Origin of the sequence: Shinella sp. SUS2 (assembly GCF_001262505.1) — a bacterium.
In the GTDB taxonomy this organism is placed as follows: domain Bacteria; phylum Pseudomonadota; class Alphaproteobacteria; order Rhizobiales; family Rhizobiaceae; genus Shinella.
This window is the reverse complement of the sequence record NZ_KQ410734.1, coordinates 1-15,766: the sequence shown is the minus strand read 5'-3', so window position 1 is coordinate 15,766 and position 15,766 is coordinate 1. Positions and strand designations below refer to the sequence as shown.

Below are 15,766 nucleotides of genomic sequence, written 5' to 3'. Positions count from 1 at the left end.
TCCTTCGTCTTGGGATCAGGCGTTGAGGAATTCGTCCCACTTCTGGATGAGGTGATCGTATTCTTCCGGCCACTGGTGCCAGTAGGCGACGTTCTTGGCGCGCTCTTCCAGCGAACCACCATCGCGCAGGTCCCCCTCCTTGATGCCGCGCTCTTCCGCACCGACCCAGGGCTTGCCCTCGTACCAGAAGGCGTATTTTTCCGGGGCCATGACGTCCTTGATATTGGTCGAGGGCGAATAGTAGCCCTGTTCGGAGACGGTGATGCCGGGTTCACCCGAGAGCCAGTAATCGGCATAGGCGATGACCGCCTCCCGGTTGGTGGTGCCCGCGATCATCGACGGGCCGATCGCCCAGCCGCGATAGCCTTCCTTCGGCACGGCGTATTTGCAGGCCTTGCCCTGCGCCTTGACAGCCATGACGGCGGGTTGCCAGGCGTCGCAGACGACCATCTCGCCCGAGGCCATCAGGTTGACCAGCTCGCCGAAATCGCCCCAGAGCGCACGGAACTGGCCTTCCTTCTTCTTGGAGACGAGAAAGGCGGCGGCCTCGTCGATCTCGGCGGCGGTCGGGTTGCCGGGGTTCTTGACATCCGAAAGACCGAGCGTGTTCATCGCCATGATGGCCTGGCCGAAGGCGATGAGCGGGTCGGTGTTGAGGCCCGACTTGCCCTTCCACTTCGCATCGAAGATCGCCGTCCAGGTATTGGCCTCCTCATCGGAGAGCACATCCGGGTTGTAGCCGATGGAATCGTAGTTGTAGACGGCGGGCACCATGTTGAGCACGGTTTGGCCCTCGTCCGCCCAGATCTGGCCGACGATCTGCGCGGCGCGGTCCCACTTGTCGCTCGCCGTGGTGAAGGTATCGCGGATGTTCGCCCAGTTCTTCAGCGAAGCCGCCGGGATCGTCTCCACATTGTCGGTCATGACGATGGAGGGCAGGCGCTCGGCGATGATCTCCCAGCAATCGTAGTCCTTCGAGCCCGAGAGGATCTTCGTCTGCGCATCCGGGAAGGTGGCGGCGGTACCGGACGTACCGCCGACACCCGACGCCTTCTTGAACTCTTCGAGGATGCGTTCCTGCACCGTTACGGAAAGGCCGATGGTGCGGAGCTGCTGGCCGGCAAGGTCAGCGGCCTGCGCGAAGGCCATGCGGGAGGACAGGAACGGCGTGCCGCCACCCATCGCCAGCGCCATCACGCCTGCCGAGCGCTTGAGAAGCGAGCGGCGATTGATTTCCGACTTGAACATGTCTCTTCTCCAGTTGTTATCGTTCCCTGAGCCGCCCTGCGGCTCTCTTTTTGTTCGCAATTCCGGACGCAAAACCGCTGCACATGTTTGCTGGAATTGCTCAGTACCGGCCCACCAGAAGGCCGCCATCCACGACCAGCACCTGGCCGGTCATGTATCTCGCGCTGTCGGAGGCAAGGAACGCGGCGACATCGGCGATGTCCTCCCCGGTTCCAAGCCGCCCCATCGGAATGAACTCCGCCGCCTTTTCCGCTGCCGCCGGCCCGAGCGAATTTTCCTCGGACAGAAGCTGGGCGGTGCGGATGTAGCCGGGCGCAATGCCGTTCACCCGCACACCGTCGCGCGCCATCTCGACCGCGAGCCCCCGCACGAGGCCGACGACGCCGGATTTGGCCGCCGAATAGTGCACATGCTCGTCCCAGCCATAGGCGACACCCATGATGGAGGAGAGCGCGACGACCGCCCCGGATCGACGGGCACGCATACCGGGCGCGGCGGCGCGCACGAGGCGGAAGATGCCCTTGAGGTCGATGTCGAAGGTGAGGTCCCACTTCTCGTCGGTGAGATCGGCAAGCTTCGTACGGTGCGCGATGCCGGCATTGGCGACAACGACGTCGATCCGCCCGTGCCGCGCCTCGACATCAGCAACGAGCGCATCGGTCGCCGCCGTTGAGCGCACGTCGTAGCGATGGAATTCCGCCGAGCCGCCGGCCGCAGAAATCGCCTCGACGACCGCGCGGCCTTCCGCCTCCAGAATATCGGTGACGACCACATGGTCGCCGAGCGCGCCAAACGCCTTCGCGGTGGCTGCGCCGATGCCGATGCCGGCCCCGGTGATGATGACGATGCGTTTCTTTTGGTTGGACATTGTTGTCTCCGGGTTCACAGCATGACGTCGCCGGAATTCGGTCCGAGCGTCTGCCCGACGAAGAGGCTGGCGGCAGGCGAGGCGAGGAAGGCGACCGTCTCGGCGACCTCCTCCGGCTCGCCGAAGCGACCGAGGGGAAGGCCGGCGCGTTTGGCGGCGCGCCAGTCTTCGGAAAGGCCCATGACCAGTGGCGTGTTGATCGGCCCCGGCGCGACGGCGTTCACCCGCACGCCGCGGGCGGAAATCTCGCGGGCGAGCGCCTTGGTCATGCCGATGATCGCGGCTTTCGCACCGGAATAGTGCACCAGCTCCACGCCGCCGATCTGGCCGAGCTGCGAGGCGACATTGACGATGACGCCTGTTCCGGCGGCAAGCATTGCCGGCAGCACGGCCTTGGTCATCAGGAAGGTGCCGCGCACATGCACGGCGAACATACGGTCGAAATCGCCGACATCGAGATTTTCGAACAGGGCCTGATGGACGATGCCGGCATTGTTGACGAGCAGCGTGACATCGCCATGCGCCGCAACGGCGGCAAGATGGATGAGCGCGACATCCGCCTCGCCGGAGACGTCGCCCACAACGGCGACGGCCCGGCCGCCCGCCGCGCGGATCTCGCCCACGACAGCCTCGGCATGTTCGAGCGAGAGATCGTTGACGGTGACGGCATACCCATTCGCCGCAAGTTTTATCGCGATGGCGCGGCCGATGCCGGAGCCTGCGCCGGTGACGAGAGCAGCGCCCGCCATCACGCTTCCTCCTGGATCGCCATGCGCTTGGCACGGCGCACAGAAAAGCCCATCAGAACGGCATAGGTGCCGAGCAGCGCGAAGGAGAACAGCGTCGTCAACACGCCGAAGGCGAAGACGTTCGGATGCACTTCCACCGAGAAGGTGCCGTAGATGGCGAGCGGCAACGTCAGGTCCCGGCCGGAGGCAAAGAGCGTGCGCGAAAACTCGTCATAGGAGAGCGTGAAGGCAAAGAGCATGGCCGAAAGCACGCCGGGGAAGATCAGCGGGAAGGTGATCTTGCGGAAGGTGCGTGCCGGAGTGACCCCGAGCGACCAAGCGGCCTCCTCGACGCTCGGATCGAAGCGGTTGAAGATCGCCAGCATGACGAGGAAGGCGAAAGGGAAGGTGTAGACGACATGCAGCACGAAGGCCGTGCCCCACCAGTGGCGGTCGATGCCGAGCGCGTTGGCGACCAGCGCCATGCCGAGGCCGACGAGCACGCCGGGCACCATCATGCCGAGCACGATGAGATAGAAGACGACGCCCGAGCCGCGGAACTTCTTGCGGAATGCCTGTGCGGCGGTAACGCCGAGCACGGTGGAGACGATCATCGTCATGACCGCGAGCGCCAGCGAGCGCACCAGCGCCTGGTCGATCGGCAGCGGCGCGATGCGCGACGGCGGCGTAAGGCCGAAGAGGTGCTTGTACCAGTAGGTCGACCATTCGATGATCGGGAACTGCGGCCCGCCCTCCGGCCCGGTCTGGAAGGAAAGGATGGCGAGCACCGCAAGCGGGCCGTAGAGGAAGACGATGAACAACGTCGTATAGAGGCCGAGGCCAAGCTTGATGCCAGCTGCGTTCATGGCTCAGAGCTCCTTCCTGAGATCGACGACCCGAAGCATGGCGGCAACGACCGCCCCCATCAGGATGGTCAGCACCACGCCGGCGACGGCGGCGAAGGCCCATTTCAGCGAGCCGACCTGGGTGACGATGATGTTGCCGAGGAGGTTGACCTTGCGCCCGGAAAGGGCGGCCGACGTCGCGAATTCGCCGAGCACCATGACGGAGACGAAGATCGAGCCCACCACCACGCCCGGCATGGAGAGCGGCAGGATGATGGTTCGAAAAATCCGCCAGAAGCTCGCGCCGAGATCCTGCGCCGCCTCGATGACGGAGGGATCGATGCGACCGAGCATGAAGGCGATAGGCCCAACCATGAAGACGCAATAGATCTGCGTCATGCCGATGATGACCGAAAGTTCGGAGAAGAGCAGCACCTCGATCGGCTGGGTGACGATGCCGAGCTTCATCAGGATCATGTTGATCGCGCCCTCCTTGCCGAGCATCGGCCGCCAGGCGAGCACGCGGATGAGGAAGGAGGTCCAGAACGGAATGACGCAGAGCACCAACAGCGCCGTCGAGAGCGTCTTGTTCTTCACGAACAGTCCGACGAAGAGCGCCGCGGGATATCCGACGAGGAGCGTCGAGACGAGTACGATCAGCCAGATGCGGATCGTCGTCCAGAGCGCGCCGAGATAGGTGTCCGACGAGAAGAAGGTGACCCAGCTCTTCAGGGTCAGCGTCGGCTCGATCTTGAAGGTGGTCTGCGTCCAAAACGAGACGTAGACCATCATCAGGATAGGCGCGACGAGGAAGAGCAGCATCCACAGGACGCCGGGGGCGAGCAGCCAAATGGTGCGGTCCGGCTTCTTGCGGGCGGCGGATGCCGCCGTCTCGACCGGCGTGTCATGGCTGGTGGCGGCCATCGTCATCTCTCATTCTCCGGGTGGATGGGGGCTTCAAACGAAGACAAGCGCGTCCTCCCGTTTCCAGACGAGGGCGTAGCGAGCCTTTTCCTCGAAAACCTCGGGTGCGGCGTGGCTGAGATGGGTCTCCACCTCGAAGACGCGACCGTCGTCGAGCGTGAAGAAGGAGTTGATCGCCGCACCGGAATACTCGCTGGCGACGAAGCTCGCCTCGATGCGCACCTCGTCGCCAGCGGCCGCCGCATCTCTCGGGCGGATCGCAACCCGGTCGTAACGGATGGCGTAGGCCTGCTTGCCGGATTTCTGCCTGCTGCCGCCAAGTGCCAGGCGGCCGACCGCGCTCTCGAAGACATCCCCCGACACCGCGCCGGAAAAGATGTTGTAGCAGTTGAGGAAACGCGCGACGTCGGCCGAGGCCGGGCGGCTGTAGAGCGTGCCGGCATCGCTCGATTGCGCGATGCGGCCACGATCGAGCACCAGCACGGTGTCGCCCATGGCGAGCGCCTCGGTCTCGGACCCCGTGACATGCAGGAAGGTCACGCCGCAGCGCTCGCGGATCGTACGCAGTTCGCTGCGCATGCGTGTGCGCAGATTGGCATCGAGCGCGCCGAGCGGCTCGTCGAGCAACACCATGCTCGGCTCCGTCACCAGCGTACGGGCGAGTGCGACGCGCTGCTTCTGTCCGCCGGAAATCTGCGTAACGGCACGGTCTTCCAGGCCTGAAAGCCCGACGAGGCCGATCATGTCGCGTACCCGCACGGCAACGACCTTCGCATCCGTCACCGGATCGACTGCACGGTTTTCAAGACCGAAGGCGATATTTTCGGCAACGCTGAGATGGGGAAAGAGCGCAAAGTTCTGGAAGACGAAGCCGATGCCGCGCTCATGTGGCGGCACACCGTCGATGCGCCGGCCGGCAAAGAGGATTTCACCGCCATCCGGCTGCTCGAAACCGGCGATGACCCGCAGAAGCGTCGTCTTGCCGGAACCCGACGGTCCAAGCAGCGAGACGTAACTATCCTCGGCCAGCATCGCATCGACGCCTGCAAGCGCCGGCACGCCGGCAAACGCCTTGTGTACATTTTTCAGTTGGAGGACGGCTGACAACTCTGTTCCCACCAGTTCCCGCCAGGGCCTTCCTGCAGACAAGGCTCCGCCGTCCACCGGACGGGAAGCCGCGTCCGGAGAAGACAAAGAGCTTGCAGTCCCGCATCGGTCAGATGCGCGGCGCAGCGTCGATCCTGAGCATTTCGTTTTGTTCCACTGTCGACGCCTCTTGCGGACGTCTTGGTATCAAAAGCATGGCATGAATGATTTTTGTATTCAATAGACTTTTTAGAAATTTCTATCGCGCAACCATTTTCGCCTCCAGGCCACAGAAATCCAGCCACGACGACCTGACTTTCTCGCGCAGCCTCTTTCAACTCTCTGTCGATTTTTCGCGCATTGTGCGCAAAATTCATCGCATTCGCCGATAAAATCGGCGATCACTCCACAAAGACAGCACAGCCATCATGAATGCGCCGCAGCTTTCCATCGTCAACGATAAGCGAAAGCTATATTCAATCTTTGTATTCAATAATCATTTATGCTGTCCTTTCCTTGCGCCGGAGAATGCGTCAGAGTGCATCCCTCCACGAGGCCGACGGATACGGGATTCCATGACGGACGAGCAGGCAGCCACCGGCACCCAGCGGCGCTACGCGATCGCCGAGGACGTGCTGCGCAGCAATATCGAAACGGGCACGCTGCCACCCGGCCTGGTGCTCCTGGAAGGCCCGATCGCCGACATCCTGCAAACCTCGCGCGCGCCGGTGCAGCGCGCCTTGCAGACGCTGGAAGCAGAAGGATTGGTGCACCGCTTTTCCGGCCGCGGCTTTCTCGTCGGCCCGCCGGGCGCGGATGTCGAGCCGAACCGCACGGATATCAAGGCCCTCGGCCTCATCGTGCCGCGCCATGCCGACGAAGCCCTGCAAAGCCGCTCCTCCTGGGAGCGCATCTACAACCAGGTGGAAGCGGATGTCGCGGGCTGCGTGGTGTTCGGCCGCTACCGGATCATAGAGATGGAGCTCGCCAACCATTTCAACGTCAGCCGCACCGTGGTGCGCGACGTGCTGACGCGGCTGCGCGAGCGGGGCCTCGTGCGCAAGAACCAGAGCTCGCACTGGATCGCCGGGCCGCTGACCGCCCAGACGGTGAAGGACCATTTCGTGCTGCGCACCATGCTGGAACCGCCGGCGATCCGCCTCGGTGCCCGCGCCGTCAGCCAGGCACGGCTGGAAACCCTTTTGAGGCGCCTGCGCGGCGCCGAAGAGGCGAGCACCGCCGGGGCGCTGCGCGAGGTCGAGGCGATCCAGACCGAGTTCATCGAATGCTGCGTGCTCGCCGCGCCGAACGAGCGGTTGAAGGACCTGGTGCGCAACAATCTCCTGCCCGTCACCGCCACCGACCGCCTGCTGCGCCGTCTTGGCCTGCCCGGCGATCCCGCGATCATAACGGAACTGCGCCTCGTCGCAGAACTTCTGCTGCGCGGGGCGACGGAATCGGCGGTCTCCATGATGGAGACTCACCTGCAGGCTTCGCTGAACCGCACCATCGCCCAGATGAAGATCGTCGCGATCATTCCGGGGCCGGGGGTGACGGCCGCCTATCTGACGCCCGTTCTCGATTGAGCGCTGACGGTATCGTGCATCACTCGCTGGGCTGTGGGGCATATCGCCCCCTGGCCCGTCGGCCATTCCCCCCTCAAGGGGAGAAATTGGCAGGAGGCATGAACCTCGCGCAAATTGCAGCGCCGGGAATGGACGAAACGGTGCCCCATCCGATCTCCTCTCTCGCGAGGGGGATGGCCGGCAGATCAGAGGGGGGTGCACCCAAAGCATCCGCCGCACCGCAGTCAAAGACCCCGCCCCGCCAGGCGGTCCACGTCTCGTCCTGAGTGCGACGGCCGACCGCACAGCCCCGCCTCCTACGCCAGCGCTTGGCGCAGCTGCACAAGCCCCGCCTGTCGGACTTTCCGCGCCGCCAGCGCCTCCTCCATCGTCACCTTGACGAAGCGGGTTGGCGTGTGCGGCTGGAGTTGGCCGATGAAGTCCATGTCGGCGGAAATGACCGTGCCGACCATGAAATAGCCACCGCCGGAGACGGCGTCGCGGTGCAGGATGATCGGCTCCGTGCCGCCTGGCACCTGGATCGAGCCGTAGGGATAGCAGCTATCGACGATGTTCGACGGGTCCGAACCCGCGCCGAACGGCTGGTCGCGCTCCACGAAATCGAGCTTGCGCCCGCCCTTGAAGCGATAGCCCATGCGGTCCGCCTCGTTCGCCACCTTCCATTCGTCGGCAAAGAAGTTTTCCTGCGATTGTTCGGTGACGCGGTGCCAGTAGAGGCCGGGCAGCACGCGCAGCTCCGCCGGCAGGCCCGGCTTGCGGCGCAGCGCCTCGGGCACGGTCTTGCCCTCGCTTGCCAGGCTTCCCGCGCCGACCGGCAGCGCGTCGCCCGCCGCAAGCGGCCGGCCCTTGAAGCCGCCGAGCGCGCCGATCGGATAGGTCGCGCGGCTGCCGAGCGCTTCCGGCACGTCGATGCCGCCGGAAACGGCAATGCAGATGCGCGCGCCGGATTTCAGGAAGTCGAAGGTCAGCGTCTGGCCCGCCTTCACCCTGAAGGCCGTCCAGCCGGGCTGGAGAACGCCGTCCACCTTGGCCGGCATGTCCGCGCCGGTCACGGCAACCAGCGCATCTTCGGAAAATTCCAGCTTGGGACCGATGAACACGGCCTCCAGCCCCGCCGCGCCCTCGTCGTTGCCGACGAGCAGGTTGGCCGCGCGCATCGCATAGCGGTCCATCGCCCCGCCGACGGGAATGCCGAGGTGGAAATAGCCGGGCCGGCCGAGATCCTGGACGGTGGTCGCAAGACCGTGATGGAGTACCTTAATGGCCATGGAGCATGCCCTCCAGCTTGGCGTTGGTGCCGTCGATGTCCTTCTGGAAGTCCCTGAGGTCGAAACGCACCTCGCGGATGGGCGGGGCGAAACGGCCCCTGTCGACATCCTCCACCGCCTGGTCATAGGCGTCGCGGTCGATCGGCTTGAACTTCACGATGTCGCCGGGGCGGAAGAACACCATGAAATCCATGAGATAACTGGTCGTCTGCGCCGGATCGAAGATCGGCATGGGCGTGATGCCGAACATCTGGTAGCCGCCCGCCCCGCGCACCGAATAGATGCAGCCGAAGCAGCCGCCATGGCCGACCGTGAGGCGCGGCGTGTCCGTGCGGGGCCTCAGATATTTCGGCACCTGGATCTGCCGCTGGCGCTCCACCATCTGGTACATGAAGGGCAGGCCCGCAACGAAGCCGACCATAGAGACGAACCAGGGCGAGCCGGAATGCGCGGCGACGAAATCCTCCACCGAGCCGTAGCCGTTGATGCGCGCGGCATAGTCGAGATCGGTGCCCGAGGGGTCCTGGTGGCGCTCGCGAAAGCGCATCAGCGTCTCATGCGTGAAGGGATCGTTGTAGAAGACGGGGATTTCGACGATGCGGGTGGTCAAGACAGGCTCGGCCTTTTCCGCCGCGCCCTCGATGGCCTTCACCTCGCGCAGGATGTCGTCGGGGTGGATGAGGTCGGGGTCGAACTTCACCTGGAAGGAGGCGTTTGCCGGGCAGATTTCCGTCACGCCCCTGATGGCGCTCTCGCGAACCCCCTTCGCCATGGACAGGCTCTTGAAGAAGGCTTCCAGCGACATCTCCTCGCTGCATTCGACGAACAGGTGCTCGTCGCCGCCAAATGTGTATCGGATGCTCATCAGGCAACCTCCGCAGTCGCGCCGGCCTTTGCGGCGAAATCGGTTTCAAGCCAATGTTCGAGGAAGCGGGTGTCGAAGGCGCCCCGCGTAACGCTGGCATCGGTGGCAAGCGCCAGATGCAACGGTATGGTCGTCGAAATGCCCTCGATAACGAGACCTTCCAGCGCGCCTTTCAGCCGCGCAAGGCAAGCCTTGCGCGTCTCGCCCCAGACGATCAGCTTGCCGACGAGCGAATCGTAGAAGGGCGGGATCGTGTAACCCTCGTAGAGCATGGTATCGAAGCGGATACCCTCGCCCTCCGGAACGACGAGCCTGGTGATCGTGCCCGGCGCCGGCAGAAAACCCCTCGCCGGGTCCTCGGCATTGATGCGGCACTCGATGGCGTGGCCTTCGGCCACAACATCCTTCTGACCGATCGACAGCGGCGCACCGCCGGCAATGCGGATCATCTCTTCCACGAGGTCGATGCCGGTGATCATCTCCGTCACGGGATGCTCGACCTGGATGCGTGTGTTCACCTCGATGAAATAGAAGTCACGCGTCGCCTCGTCATAGAGATATTCCACCGTGCCCGCGCCGCGATAGCCGACCTCGCGCGCCAGCGCCACCGCACTGTCGCACAGCCGCTTGCGCACCTCGGCGGGAAGCAGGAAGGACGGCGCCTCCTCCCAGACCTTCTGGCGGCGGCGTTGCAGCGAGCACTCCCGCTCGAAGCAGTGGACGAAGTTTTCGCCGTCACCGAGGATCTGCACCTCGACATGGCGGGCCTTAGTGATGACCTTTTCGAGATAGAGCCCGCCATCGCCGAAGGAGGCGAGCGCCTCAGCCGACGCCTGCGGAAAATGTCGTTCAAGATCGGCGAGATCGGCGGCAATGCGGATGCCGCGACCGCCCCCGCCCGCTGCCGCCTTGATCATGATCGGAAAGCCGGTTTTCTCAGCCACGGCCCGCGCTTCCTCAAGGGTCGCAAGCCGCCCGGCGCTGCCGGGCACCGTCGGCACGCCGGCTCTTGCCGCCACTTCGCGCGCGGCCACCTTGTCGCCGAGCAGGCGGATGGCATCGCCTTTCGGGCCAATGAAGATCAGCCCCGCGGCCTCCACCGCATCGGCGAAATCGGCATTTTCCGAGAGGAAACCGTAGCCCGGGTGCACCGCATCGACGCTGGCCGCCTTGGCAGCGTTCACCACCGCCTCGATGTTGAGATAGGATTTCTTCGGCGCCGGCGAACCGATATCGACCGCCTGGTCCGCCAGTTTCACCGCCAGCATGTCCGCATCGGCGGCGCTGTGCACCTGCACGGTGCGAATGCCGAGCGCCTTGGCCGCCTTGATGATGCGCACCGCGATCTCCCCGCGGTTGGCGACGAGGATCGAGCGGATCGTCATGCCTCTACCTCGGCAATCACCTGCCCCGCCATGACCGGCTCCTCGTTGTCGACGAGGAAGGTAATGTTCCTGCCTTCGACGCCCGCCGGCACCTCCTGGAACGTCTTCATCACCTCGATGAGCCCGATCGCATCACCGCTCGAAACGCTGTCGCCATCCGTCTTGAACGGCGGCACGTCCGGCGAGGGCGAACGGTAGAAAGTGCCCGGCAGGGGCGATCTGATCTCGATCTTGCTCATATTGTCTCTCTCCACTTGAACTCTTTGTTGTCACGCACTTGCCGGCGCAAACCGCTTTCGAACGTTTGCCGGAACTGCGTCAGCGCCCGGCCGCCGAGACCGGCGCGATGCGAATGCCGGCCCCCACCAGCGCCTCCCGCATGCGGCTAACAATCTCGAAGGCGCCGAGCGTATCGGAATGGAAGCAGATGGATTCGAAGTCGATGGCGATGTCGTTGCCCTGCACCGTGCGCACCCGGCCCTCCTGGCAGGCGCGCAGCACCTTCTTCGCGATGGTGGCGGGATCCGGCCGGCCGGCATCGCGGGTGAAGACGATGGAGCCGCTGTCATCGTAATCCCGGTCGGCATAGAACTCCCGCACGACCGGCTGACCCGCCTCCTGCGCCGCACGAAACGTCGCCGAGCCGCCCATGCAAAAGATGAAGGCGTTCGGCTCAACGGTGCGCATATACTGGACGAAAATCTGCGACAGTTCCGGATTGACCGCCATCTCCATGTAGAGCGCACCGTGCGGCTTGACATGTTGCAGGCGCACGCCGTGGCGATGGGCGAATTCCCTGATGGCCCCGACCTGGTAGACGATGTCGTTGACGAGTTCGCGCGCCGTGCCGGCGATCTTGCGCCGGCCAAAACCTTGCAGGTCGTTGTAGCCGGGATGCGCCCCGATGCCGACGCCGTGTTCGGCGGCAAGCCGCACCGTCTCGTCCATCAGGTTGGGATCGCCGGCATGGAAGCCCGCCGCAATATTGGCAGAGCTGATCAGCGGCATCAGCGCTGCGTCGTCTGTATCGCCGACGCGCCAGCGGCCAAAGGCCTCGCCCATGTCGCAATTGATATCGACGACCTCGCGCACTGCTCTACCCTCGCCTGCTGTTTTCCTCGAAAGAAACGCTAGGCGGTTTCAGGGCTTTTGAAAAATTCTATTTTTGCAGATACGAATTCTGAAAATCAGAACAATAAGCCTGCTTTTGTTGCAACGCAGAATCCAAAAAAAACAGCGAGATAACGCAGGAATGCCCAAAACTTTTCGACATCACGCCCAATTCTGCAGCGTGCATTCTGATTTTTCGATACCATGCCACGATAAACCAGAAGAGGAATTGCAGCCGTGACGATCAGCCTCCGCCAGATCCGCTACTTTGTCGCGACCGCCGAGCTCGGCCAGATCTCGCAGGCCGCGGTGGACCTCTCCATTTCGCAATCGGCGGTGACGACGGCGATCAAGGAGCTGGAACGCACGCTCGGCGCCAGCCTGTTCCTGCGCGCCCCGCACGGCATGGACCTGACGCCCGCCGGCCGCCAGTTCCTCTCGCATGCCTATGAGATCCTGAAGAAGGTCGACGAGGCGATGCATCTCAACGTCGTCAGCAGCGAGATCGAAGGTACGCTGACGGTCGCCGCGACCTATACCGTCATCGGCTATTTCCTTCCCCTCCATATCGAGCGCCTGCGCCGCCTCTTCCCGAGGCTCGAGATCCAGCTTTTCGAGTTGAACCGCGAATCCATCGAGGAGGGGCTGCTGAGCAATCGCTACGATATGTCGGTGCTGCTCACCTCGAACATTCTCAACCCGGCCCTGGTGACGGAAAAGGTTTTGAGCTCCACCCGCCGCCTATGGCTCCCCGCCCAGCACCCGCTGCTGCAGATGGAAACCGTCGGCTTCAAGGAGATTGCCGAGGAACCCTACATCATGCTGACGGTGGACGAGGCCGCCCATTCCGCCCTGAAATACTGGAGCGCCACCCCCTACCAGCCGCGCGTCATCCTGCGCACGTCGTCCGTGGAAGCCGTGCGCTCTCTCGTCGCCAATGGCCAGGGCGTCGCCATCCTCTCCGACATGGTGCACCGCCCCTGGTCGCTGGAAGGCCGCCGCATCGAAACCGTCAACATCGCCGACCCCGTGCCCGCCATGGATGTCGGCCTCGCCTGGCGCCGCAACATGGAGCTCACCCCACCCATGCTCGCCTTCCGCTCCTATTTCCAGCAGGCGTTTCACCTGCCGGAACGGTAGTATTGCGGCAAACCTCGACACCGGAATTGAGTGACCGCCAAGCGGCTGCCTAAGGCTCCGCCTGCACCTTCACCTCGCCCCAGTTTTCATCCGCCTTTTGGATGTAGCCTTTGGTATCCTTGCTCCAGAGCGCTTTGATATCGTCGTTGTAGTTCAGGTAGAGCTTTCCATCGACGATACTGAAGGCCTGCGGTTCGGTGGGCGCCTTGTAACCTTTCGCGGTGCCATAGGCGCAGTAGCCGCCATATTGCGGGACATAACGCACGGGATCGCGCAGGAACGCCTCCCGGTTCGCCGCGGTGGAGAAATGGAAAATCGCCCCCTTGTAGGGAGCGGAGAATGCGCTCGACCCCTTCACGGGGCCGCCTTCGGTGAAGTAGGCGACCGCATCATATCCATTGATCGCAACGCCTTCCTTCGAAAACACCTCTCCTGCCTTCGCCAATGCGGGCGACAGCACGGATGCAAGGCAGACGACGGTAGGAATGAGAACGCTGGCCTTCAACATGGGTGGTCCTTTCGTTGATTTCCGATTGTTGCCGGTTCCGGCAGCTGGAGGATAAGGCGCTTTGTGGTGCCTATTGTGCGCACCTCGACAGGGCGGCGAGCGCTTCGAGTTCGCGAATGCGGGCTTTCTTGTCCGTTGGGGCGACGAACAGCGAGAGAGCGTCGTCGGGCGAACGGGAAACACACCAGAATGCCAGCGAAAACAACGCGGGTGTCATGGCGCTCGCCAAGGCGGGTTCCCGCCGCTTTCCCGGCATCTCGAGCTCCAGGCCTCCCCAGATCGTCAGGTCGCATCCATCGCCGACGCTACAGCGCAAGATCGCGCCTATGGATCGGCCCGGCGCACGCCGCACGGCCAGCGATACCTCCGCATCGACATGCAGGCGGATCGTCGAGGGGGCCATCACATGCGGCAGCGTGCCAAGACCGGTCGTTGCCTGAAGGGGAGCGTCGGGGCACGCGATCGAGAGCGACCTTTGCAATTGAATGAAGTGGGCAAGGCTCGGGTTCAGCGTCTTCCCCCACGGACTTGTCCCTTCCCCAAAAAGCCGGACGACACCGCGACCCGAATGGAATTGCGACTTCGATTGCAGCACAAGACGCTCCTTTGTCTCGATGCCGGAACGGCTGCCTGCCGCCCCGGCTCACTGCAACAGCTACGGTCCCGGACAGGAATTTGTTACAGGCCGGTGGGCATTTCCGGCAGACGATCGGCGCTATTTCGGAAACCCGACAGCCGTCAGGCCGGCATCCAGCATGTCGGCGCGCGCCTGGTGTCCGCCGCCATGGATGCACATGGTGCTGCTGCCCCTGAGGCAGCCGGGCGCGACCTCACAATCGATGCCGTCAAGGGTGATCCTTGTTCTTGCTTCATCCTCGCACAGCGCCCGTCGGCGCAGGATGGCCACACTCTTGTAGGCGTCGCCCTGATGACGCGTCGCGCCGATGGCTCGACCGGAAAGCGGAAAGGTCCGGTCAGCGGTGCCATGGAAATGGATCATCGGCGGGATCTCCGCCACGCACTCTTCCGGCCGCGGCAAGGGGTTCCAGAAGACGCCTGAAAACGTCACCATCGCCGCCGCCTTCTCCCCCTGCTGGCAGGCCGTGTACCACGCCATGGATGCACCGATGGAGAACCCGCCGATCACGATCTTGTTCGCCGTGAAGCCGTCGCGCGCCGAAAGGTCACCGAGAACCTCGGCAATGAAGGCTTGCTCATCCCGGCCCGTCCACGCTCCATTGGGAAAGGACCAGCCGCCCTTCGTTCCATCGACGGCGACATAGGCCAGATGGTGAGCGAGCGTGGTGGCCATAAGGGAGGCCTGCTGCATCTGCAGCTCTGCGGACCCCTTGAAGCCATGGAAATACACATAGGCGCCACGAACATCCCCGTCCTCGGGCATGGCGATCCTGTAGTTGCCGGAGGGAACCATCCGCACAACCGGCTCGGCGCCAAGCGCGGCTGTGACCCTGACAGAAGCCGCCATGACGAGAGCAAGGGCAAGGAGAGAGCGATGCAGCATGATCACGGTTGTCTTTCGGCAGCAGCCTCGGCCAGAGCAAGCTCGGCCATGATTTCGTCTCCATGCTCCCCGACATGCGGTGGCGGGCGATCGAACCGAACCGGCGTTGCCGACATCTTCAAGGGGTTTCCGAGCAGACGCAGGGTTCCACCGTCACCAGCCGGCATCTCGACCACCATGTCGCGCGCGACCGTGTGCGGGTCGGACAGAACCTGATCGATCGTCGCAACGCGTCCCGCGGGTATGCCCGCCGCGACAAGCCGGCGTTCCCAGGCCTCGGCCCCGTCCGCCTTCAGCGCATCCGAAAGGATGCCGTCAAGCGCGTCCATATGGATGACACGATCCCGGTTGCGGCGGAACCGTTCGTCTAGGGCGAGGTCGGGAAGGCCCAGCTCGACGCAGAAGCGGGCAAACTGCTGGTCGTTGCCGACCGCAATCGCAATCTCCCCATCGGCAGTCCCAAAGGTCTGGTAGGGCGCGATGTTCGGGTGCCGGTTGCCGATACGACCGGGCACCTTGCCCGACACGAGATGGTTGGTGGCCGCGTTGATCAGCCAGGCGACCTGCGCGTCATAGAGCGCCAAGTCGATACATTGGCCTTCGCCGTGTCAACGGCGGAGTAAAAACCGGCCACGGGGCGGAGCAACAGTCGGCCACGGTGGCGCCGGCCTGAGACCGCCGGG

Annotated in this window: 16 protein-coding genes and 1 pseudogene; 2 read left to right on the top strand and 15 right to left on the bottom strand. The window is 63.9% G+C overall.

Annotation, left to right across the window (positions count from 1 at the left end):
• Nucleotides 1-15: 15 nt before the first annotated feature.
• The 6 genes from AKG11_RS19780 to AKG11_RS19755 form a co-directional block, all read right to left on the bottom strand.
• A complete protein-coding gene (locus AKG11_RS19780) occupies nucleotides 16-1,248 on the bottom strand; it encodes an ABC transporter substrate-binding protein (RefSeq protein ID WP_023516196.1) in 1,233 nt (410 codons plus the stop codon).
• A gap of 100 nt (nucleotides 1,249-1,348) precedes the next feature.
• Nucleotides 1,349-2,116, bottom strand: coding sequence for an SDR family NAD(P)-dependent oxidoreductase (locus tag AKG11_RS19775; RefSeq protein ID WP_023516195.1), 768 nt, complete (start codon nucleotides 2,114-2,116; stop codon nucleotides 1,349-1,351).
• Between the two features lie 14 nt (nucleotides 2,117-2,130).
• Nucleotides 2,131-2,865, bottom strand: a complete 735-nt coding sequence (locus tag AKG11_RS19770; protein WP_024271366.1) for an SDR family NAD(P)-dependent oxidoreductase — start codon at nucleotides 2,863-2,865, stop codon at nucleotides 2,131-2,133.
• Complete coding sequence (locus AKG11_RS19765) at nucleotides 2,865-3,710, bottom strand: ABC transporter permease (RefSeq protein ID WP_023516944.1); 846 nt, start codon at nucleotides 3,708-3,710, stop codon at nucleotides 2,865-2,867. Before AKG11_RS19765 ends, AKG11_RS19770 begins: the two co-directional genes overlap by 1 nt.
• Nucleotides 3,711-3,713: 3 nt before the next feature.
• The gene (locus tag AKG11_RS19760) at nucleotides 3,714-4,619 is read right to left on the bottom strand and encodes an ABC transporter permease (protein ID WP_023516943.1); all 906 of its coding nucleotides are present in this window, start codon (nucleotides 4,617-4,619) and stop codon (nucleotides 3,714-3,716) included.
• Between the two features lie 27 nt (nucleotides 4,620-4,646).
• Nucleotides 4,647-5,720, bottom strand: a complete 1,074-nt coding sequence (locus AKG11_RS19755; protein ID WP_050745176.1) for an ABC transporter ATP-binding protein — start codon at nucleotides 5,718-5,720, stop codon at nucleotides 4,647-4,649.
• Between the two features lie 554 nt (nucleotides 5,721-6,274).
• Here AKG11_RS19755 and AKG11_RS19750 point away from each other — a divergent pair.
• Complete coding sequence (locus AKG11_RS19750) at nucleotides 6,275-7,285, top strand: GntR family transcriptional regulator (protein WP_050745175.1); 1,011 nt, start codon at nucleotides 6,275-6,277, stop codon at nucleotides 7,283-7,285.
• A 296-nt stretch (nucleotides 7,286-7,581) separates the two neighbouring features.
• On the opposite strand, the gene AKG11_RS19745 is transcribed toward AKG11_RS19750, so the two are convergent.
• The 5 genes from AKG11_RS19745 to AKG11_RS19725 all read right to left on the bottom strand — a co-directional run bounded on the left by AKG11_RS19745 (nucleotide 7,582) and on the right by AKG11_RS19725 (nucleotide 11,895).
• Nucleotides 7,582-8,553: a 5-oxoprolinase subunit C family protein gene (locus AKG11_RS19745; protein WP_050745174.1), complete on the bottom strand. Its 972-nt coding sequence runs from the start codon at nucleotides 8,551-8,553 to the stop codon at nucleotides 7,582-7,584.
• The gene (locus AKG11_RS19740) at nucleotides 8,543-9,418 is read right to left on the bottom strand and encodes a 5-oxoprolinase subunit B family protein (protein ID WP_050745173.1); all 876 of its coding nucleotides are present in this window, start codon (nucleotides 9,416-9,418) and stop codon (nucleotides 8,543-8,545) included. The genes AKG11_RS19745 and AKG11_RS19740 overlap by 11 nt, the downstream gene beginning before the upstream one ends.
• The gene (locus AKG11_RS19735) at nucleotides 9,418-10,803 is read right to left on the bottom strand and encodes an acetyl-CoA carboxylase biotin carboxylase subunit (RefSeq protein WP_050745172.1); all 1,386 of its coding nucleotides are present in this window, start codon (nucleotides 10,801-10,803) and stop codon (nucleotides 9,418-9,420) included. Before AKG11_RS19735 ends, AKG11_RS19740 begins: the two co-directional genes overlap by 1 nt.
• The gene (locus AKG11_RS19730; RefSeq protein WP_023513359.1) at nucleotides 10,800-11,042 is read right to left on the bottom strand and encodes an acetyl-CoA carboxylase; all 243 of its coding nucleotides are present in this window, start codon (nucleotides 11,040-11,042) and stop codon (nucleotides 10,800-10,802) included. The genes AKG11_RS19735 and AKG11_RS19730 overlap by 4 nt, the downstream gene beginning before the upstream one ends.
• A 79-nt stretch (nucleotides 11,043-11,121) precedes the next feature.
• On the bottom strand, nucleotides 11,122-11,895 hold the full coding sequence (locus tag AKG11_RS19725) for a 5-oxoprolinase subunit PxpA (RefSeq protein WP_023513358.1): 774 nt from the start codon (nucleotides 11,893-11,895) through the stop codon (nucleotides 11,122-11,124).
• Between the two features lie 255 nt (nucleotides 11,896-12,150).
• Here AKG11_RS19725 and AKG11_RS19720 point away from each other — a divergent pair, with 255 nt between their 5' ends.
• A complete protein-coding gene (locus AKG11_RS19720) occupies nucleotides 12,151-13,053 on the top strand; it encodes a LysR family transcriptional regulator (RefSeq protein ID WP_050745171.1) in 903 nt (300 codons plus the stop codon).
• A 49-nt stretch (nucleotides 13,054-13,102) separates the two neighbouring features.
• On the opposite strand, the gene AKG11_RS19715 is transcribed toward AKG11_RS19720, so the two are convergent.
• The 4 genes and pseudogenes from AKG11_RS19715 to AKG11_RS19700 form a co-directional block, all read right to left on the bottom strand.
• Nucleotides 13,103-13,561 carry a YHS domain-containing (seleno)protein gene (locus AKG11_RS19715; RefSeq protein ID WP_023513356.1) on the bottom strand — a complete coding sequence of 153 codons (459 nt, stop codon included), beginning with the start codon at nucleotides 13,559-13,561 and terminating at the stop codon, nucleotides 13,103-13,105.
• Between the two features lie 70 nt (nucleotides 13,562-13,631).
• Entirely contained in the window at nucleotides 13,632-14,156 is a 525-nt protein-coding gene (locus AKG11_RS19710; RefSeq protein ID WP_050745170.1) for a hypothetical protein, read from the bottom strand.
• A 120-nt stretch (nucleotides 14,157-14,276) separates the two neighbouring features.
• Nucleotides 14,277-15,083, bottom strand: a complete 807-nt coding sequence (locus AKG11_RS19705; RefSeq protein ID WP_050745302.1) for a CE1 family esterase — start codon at nucleotides 15,081-15,083, stop codon at nucleotides 14,277-14,279.
• A gap of 2 nt (nucleotides 15,084-15,085) precedes the next feature.
• A pseudogene (locus AKG11_RS19700) lies at nucleotides 15,086-15,676 on the bottom strand (CaiB/BaiF CoA transferase family protein); the annotation flags it as partial.
• Between the last annotated feature and the right edge of the window lie 90 nt (nucleotides 15,677-15,766).

Excerpts from the sequence above, each read along its gene's own strand:
- AKG11_RS19780 (WP_023516196.1), bottom strand. The coding sequence starts at position 1,248 with ATGTTCAAGTCGGAAATCAATCGCCGCTCGCTTCTCAAGCGCTCGGCA.
- AKG11_RS19775 (WP_023516195.1), bottom strand. The coding sequence starts at position 2,116 with ATGTCCAACCAAAAGAAACGCATCGTCATCATCACCGGGGCCGGCATC.
- AKG11_RS19770 (WP_024271366.1), bottom strand. The coding sequence starts at position 2,865 with ATGGCGGGCGCTGCTCTCGTCACCGGCGCAGGCTCCGGCATCGGCCGC.
- AKG11_RS19765 (WP_023516944.1), bottom strand. The coding sequence starts at position 3,710 with ATGAACGCAGCTGGCATCAAGCTTGGCCTCGGCCTCTATACGACGTTG.
- AKG11_RS19760 (WP_023516943.1), bottom strand. The coding sequence starts at position 4,619 with ATGACGATGGCCGCCACCAGCCATGACACGCCGGTCGAGACGGCGGCA.
- AKG11_RS19750 (WP_050745175.1), top strand. The coding sequence starts at position 6,275 with ATGACGGACGAGCAGGCAGCCACCGGCACCCAGCGGCGCTACGCGATC.
- AKG11_RS19745 (WP_050745174.1), bottom strand. The coding sequence starts at position 8,553 with ATGGCCATTAAGGTACTCCATCACGGTCTTGCGACCACCGTCCAGGAT.
- AKG11_RS19740 (WP_050745173.1), bottom strand. The coding sequence starts at position 9,418 with ATGAGCATCCGATACACATTTGGCGGCGACGAGCACCTGTTCGTCGAA.
- AKG11_RS19735 (WP_050745172.1), bottom strand. The coding sequence starts at position 10,803 with ATGACGATCCGCTCGATCCTCGTCGCCAACCGCGGGGAGATCGCGGTG.
- AKG11_RS19730 (WP_023513359.1), bottom strand. The coding sequence starts at position 11,042 with ATGAGCAAGATCGAGATCAGATCGCCCCTGCCGGGCACTTTCTACCGT.
- AKG11_RS19715 (WP_023513356.1), bottom strand. The coding sequence starts at position 13,561 with ATGTTGAAGGCCAGCGTTCTCATTCCTACCGTCGTCTGCCTTGCATCC.
- AKG11_RS19705 (WP_050745302.1), bottom strand. The coding sequence starts at position 15,083 with ATGCTGCATCGCTCTCTCCTTGCCCTTGCTCTCGTCATGGCGGCTTCT.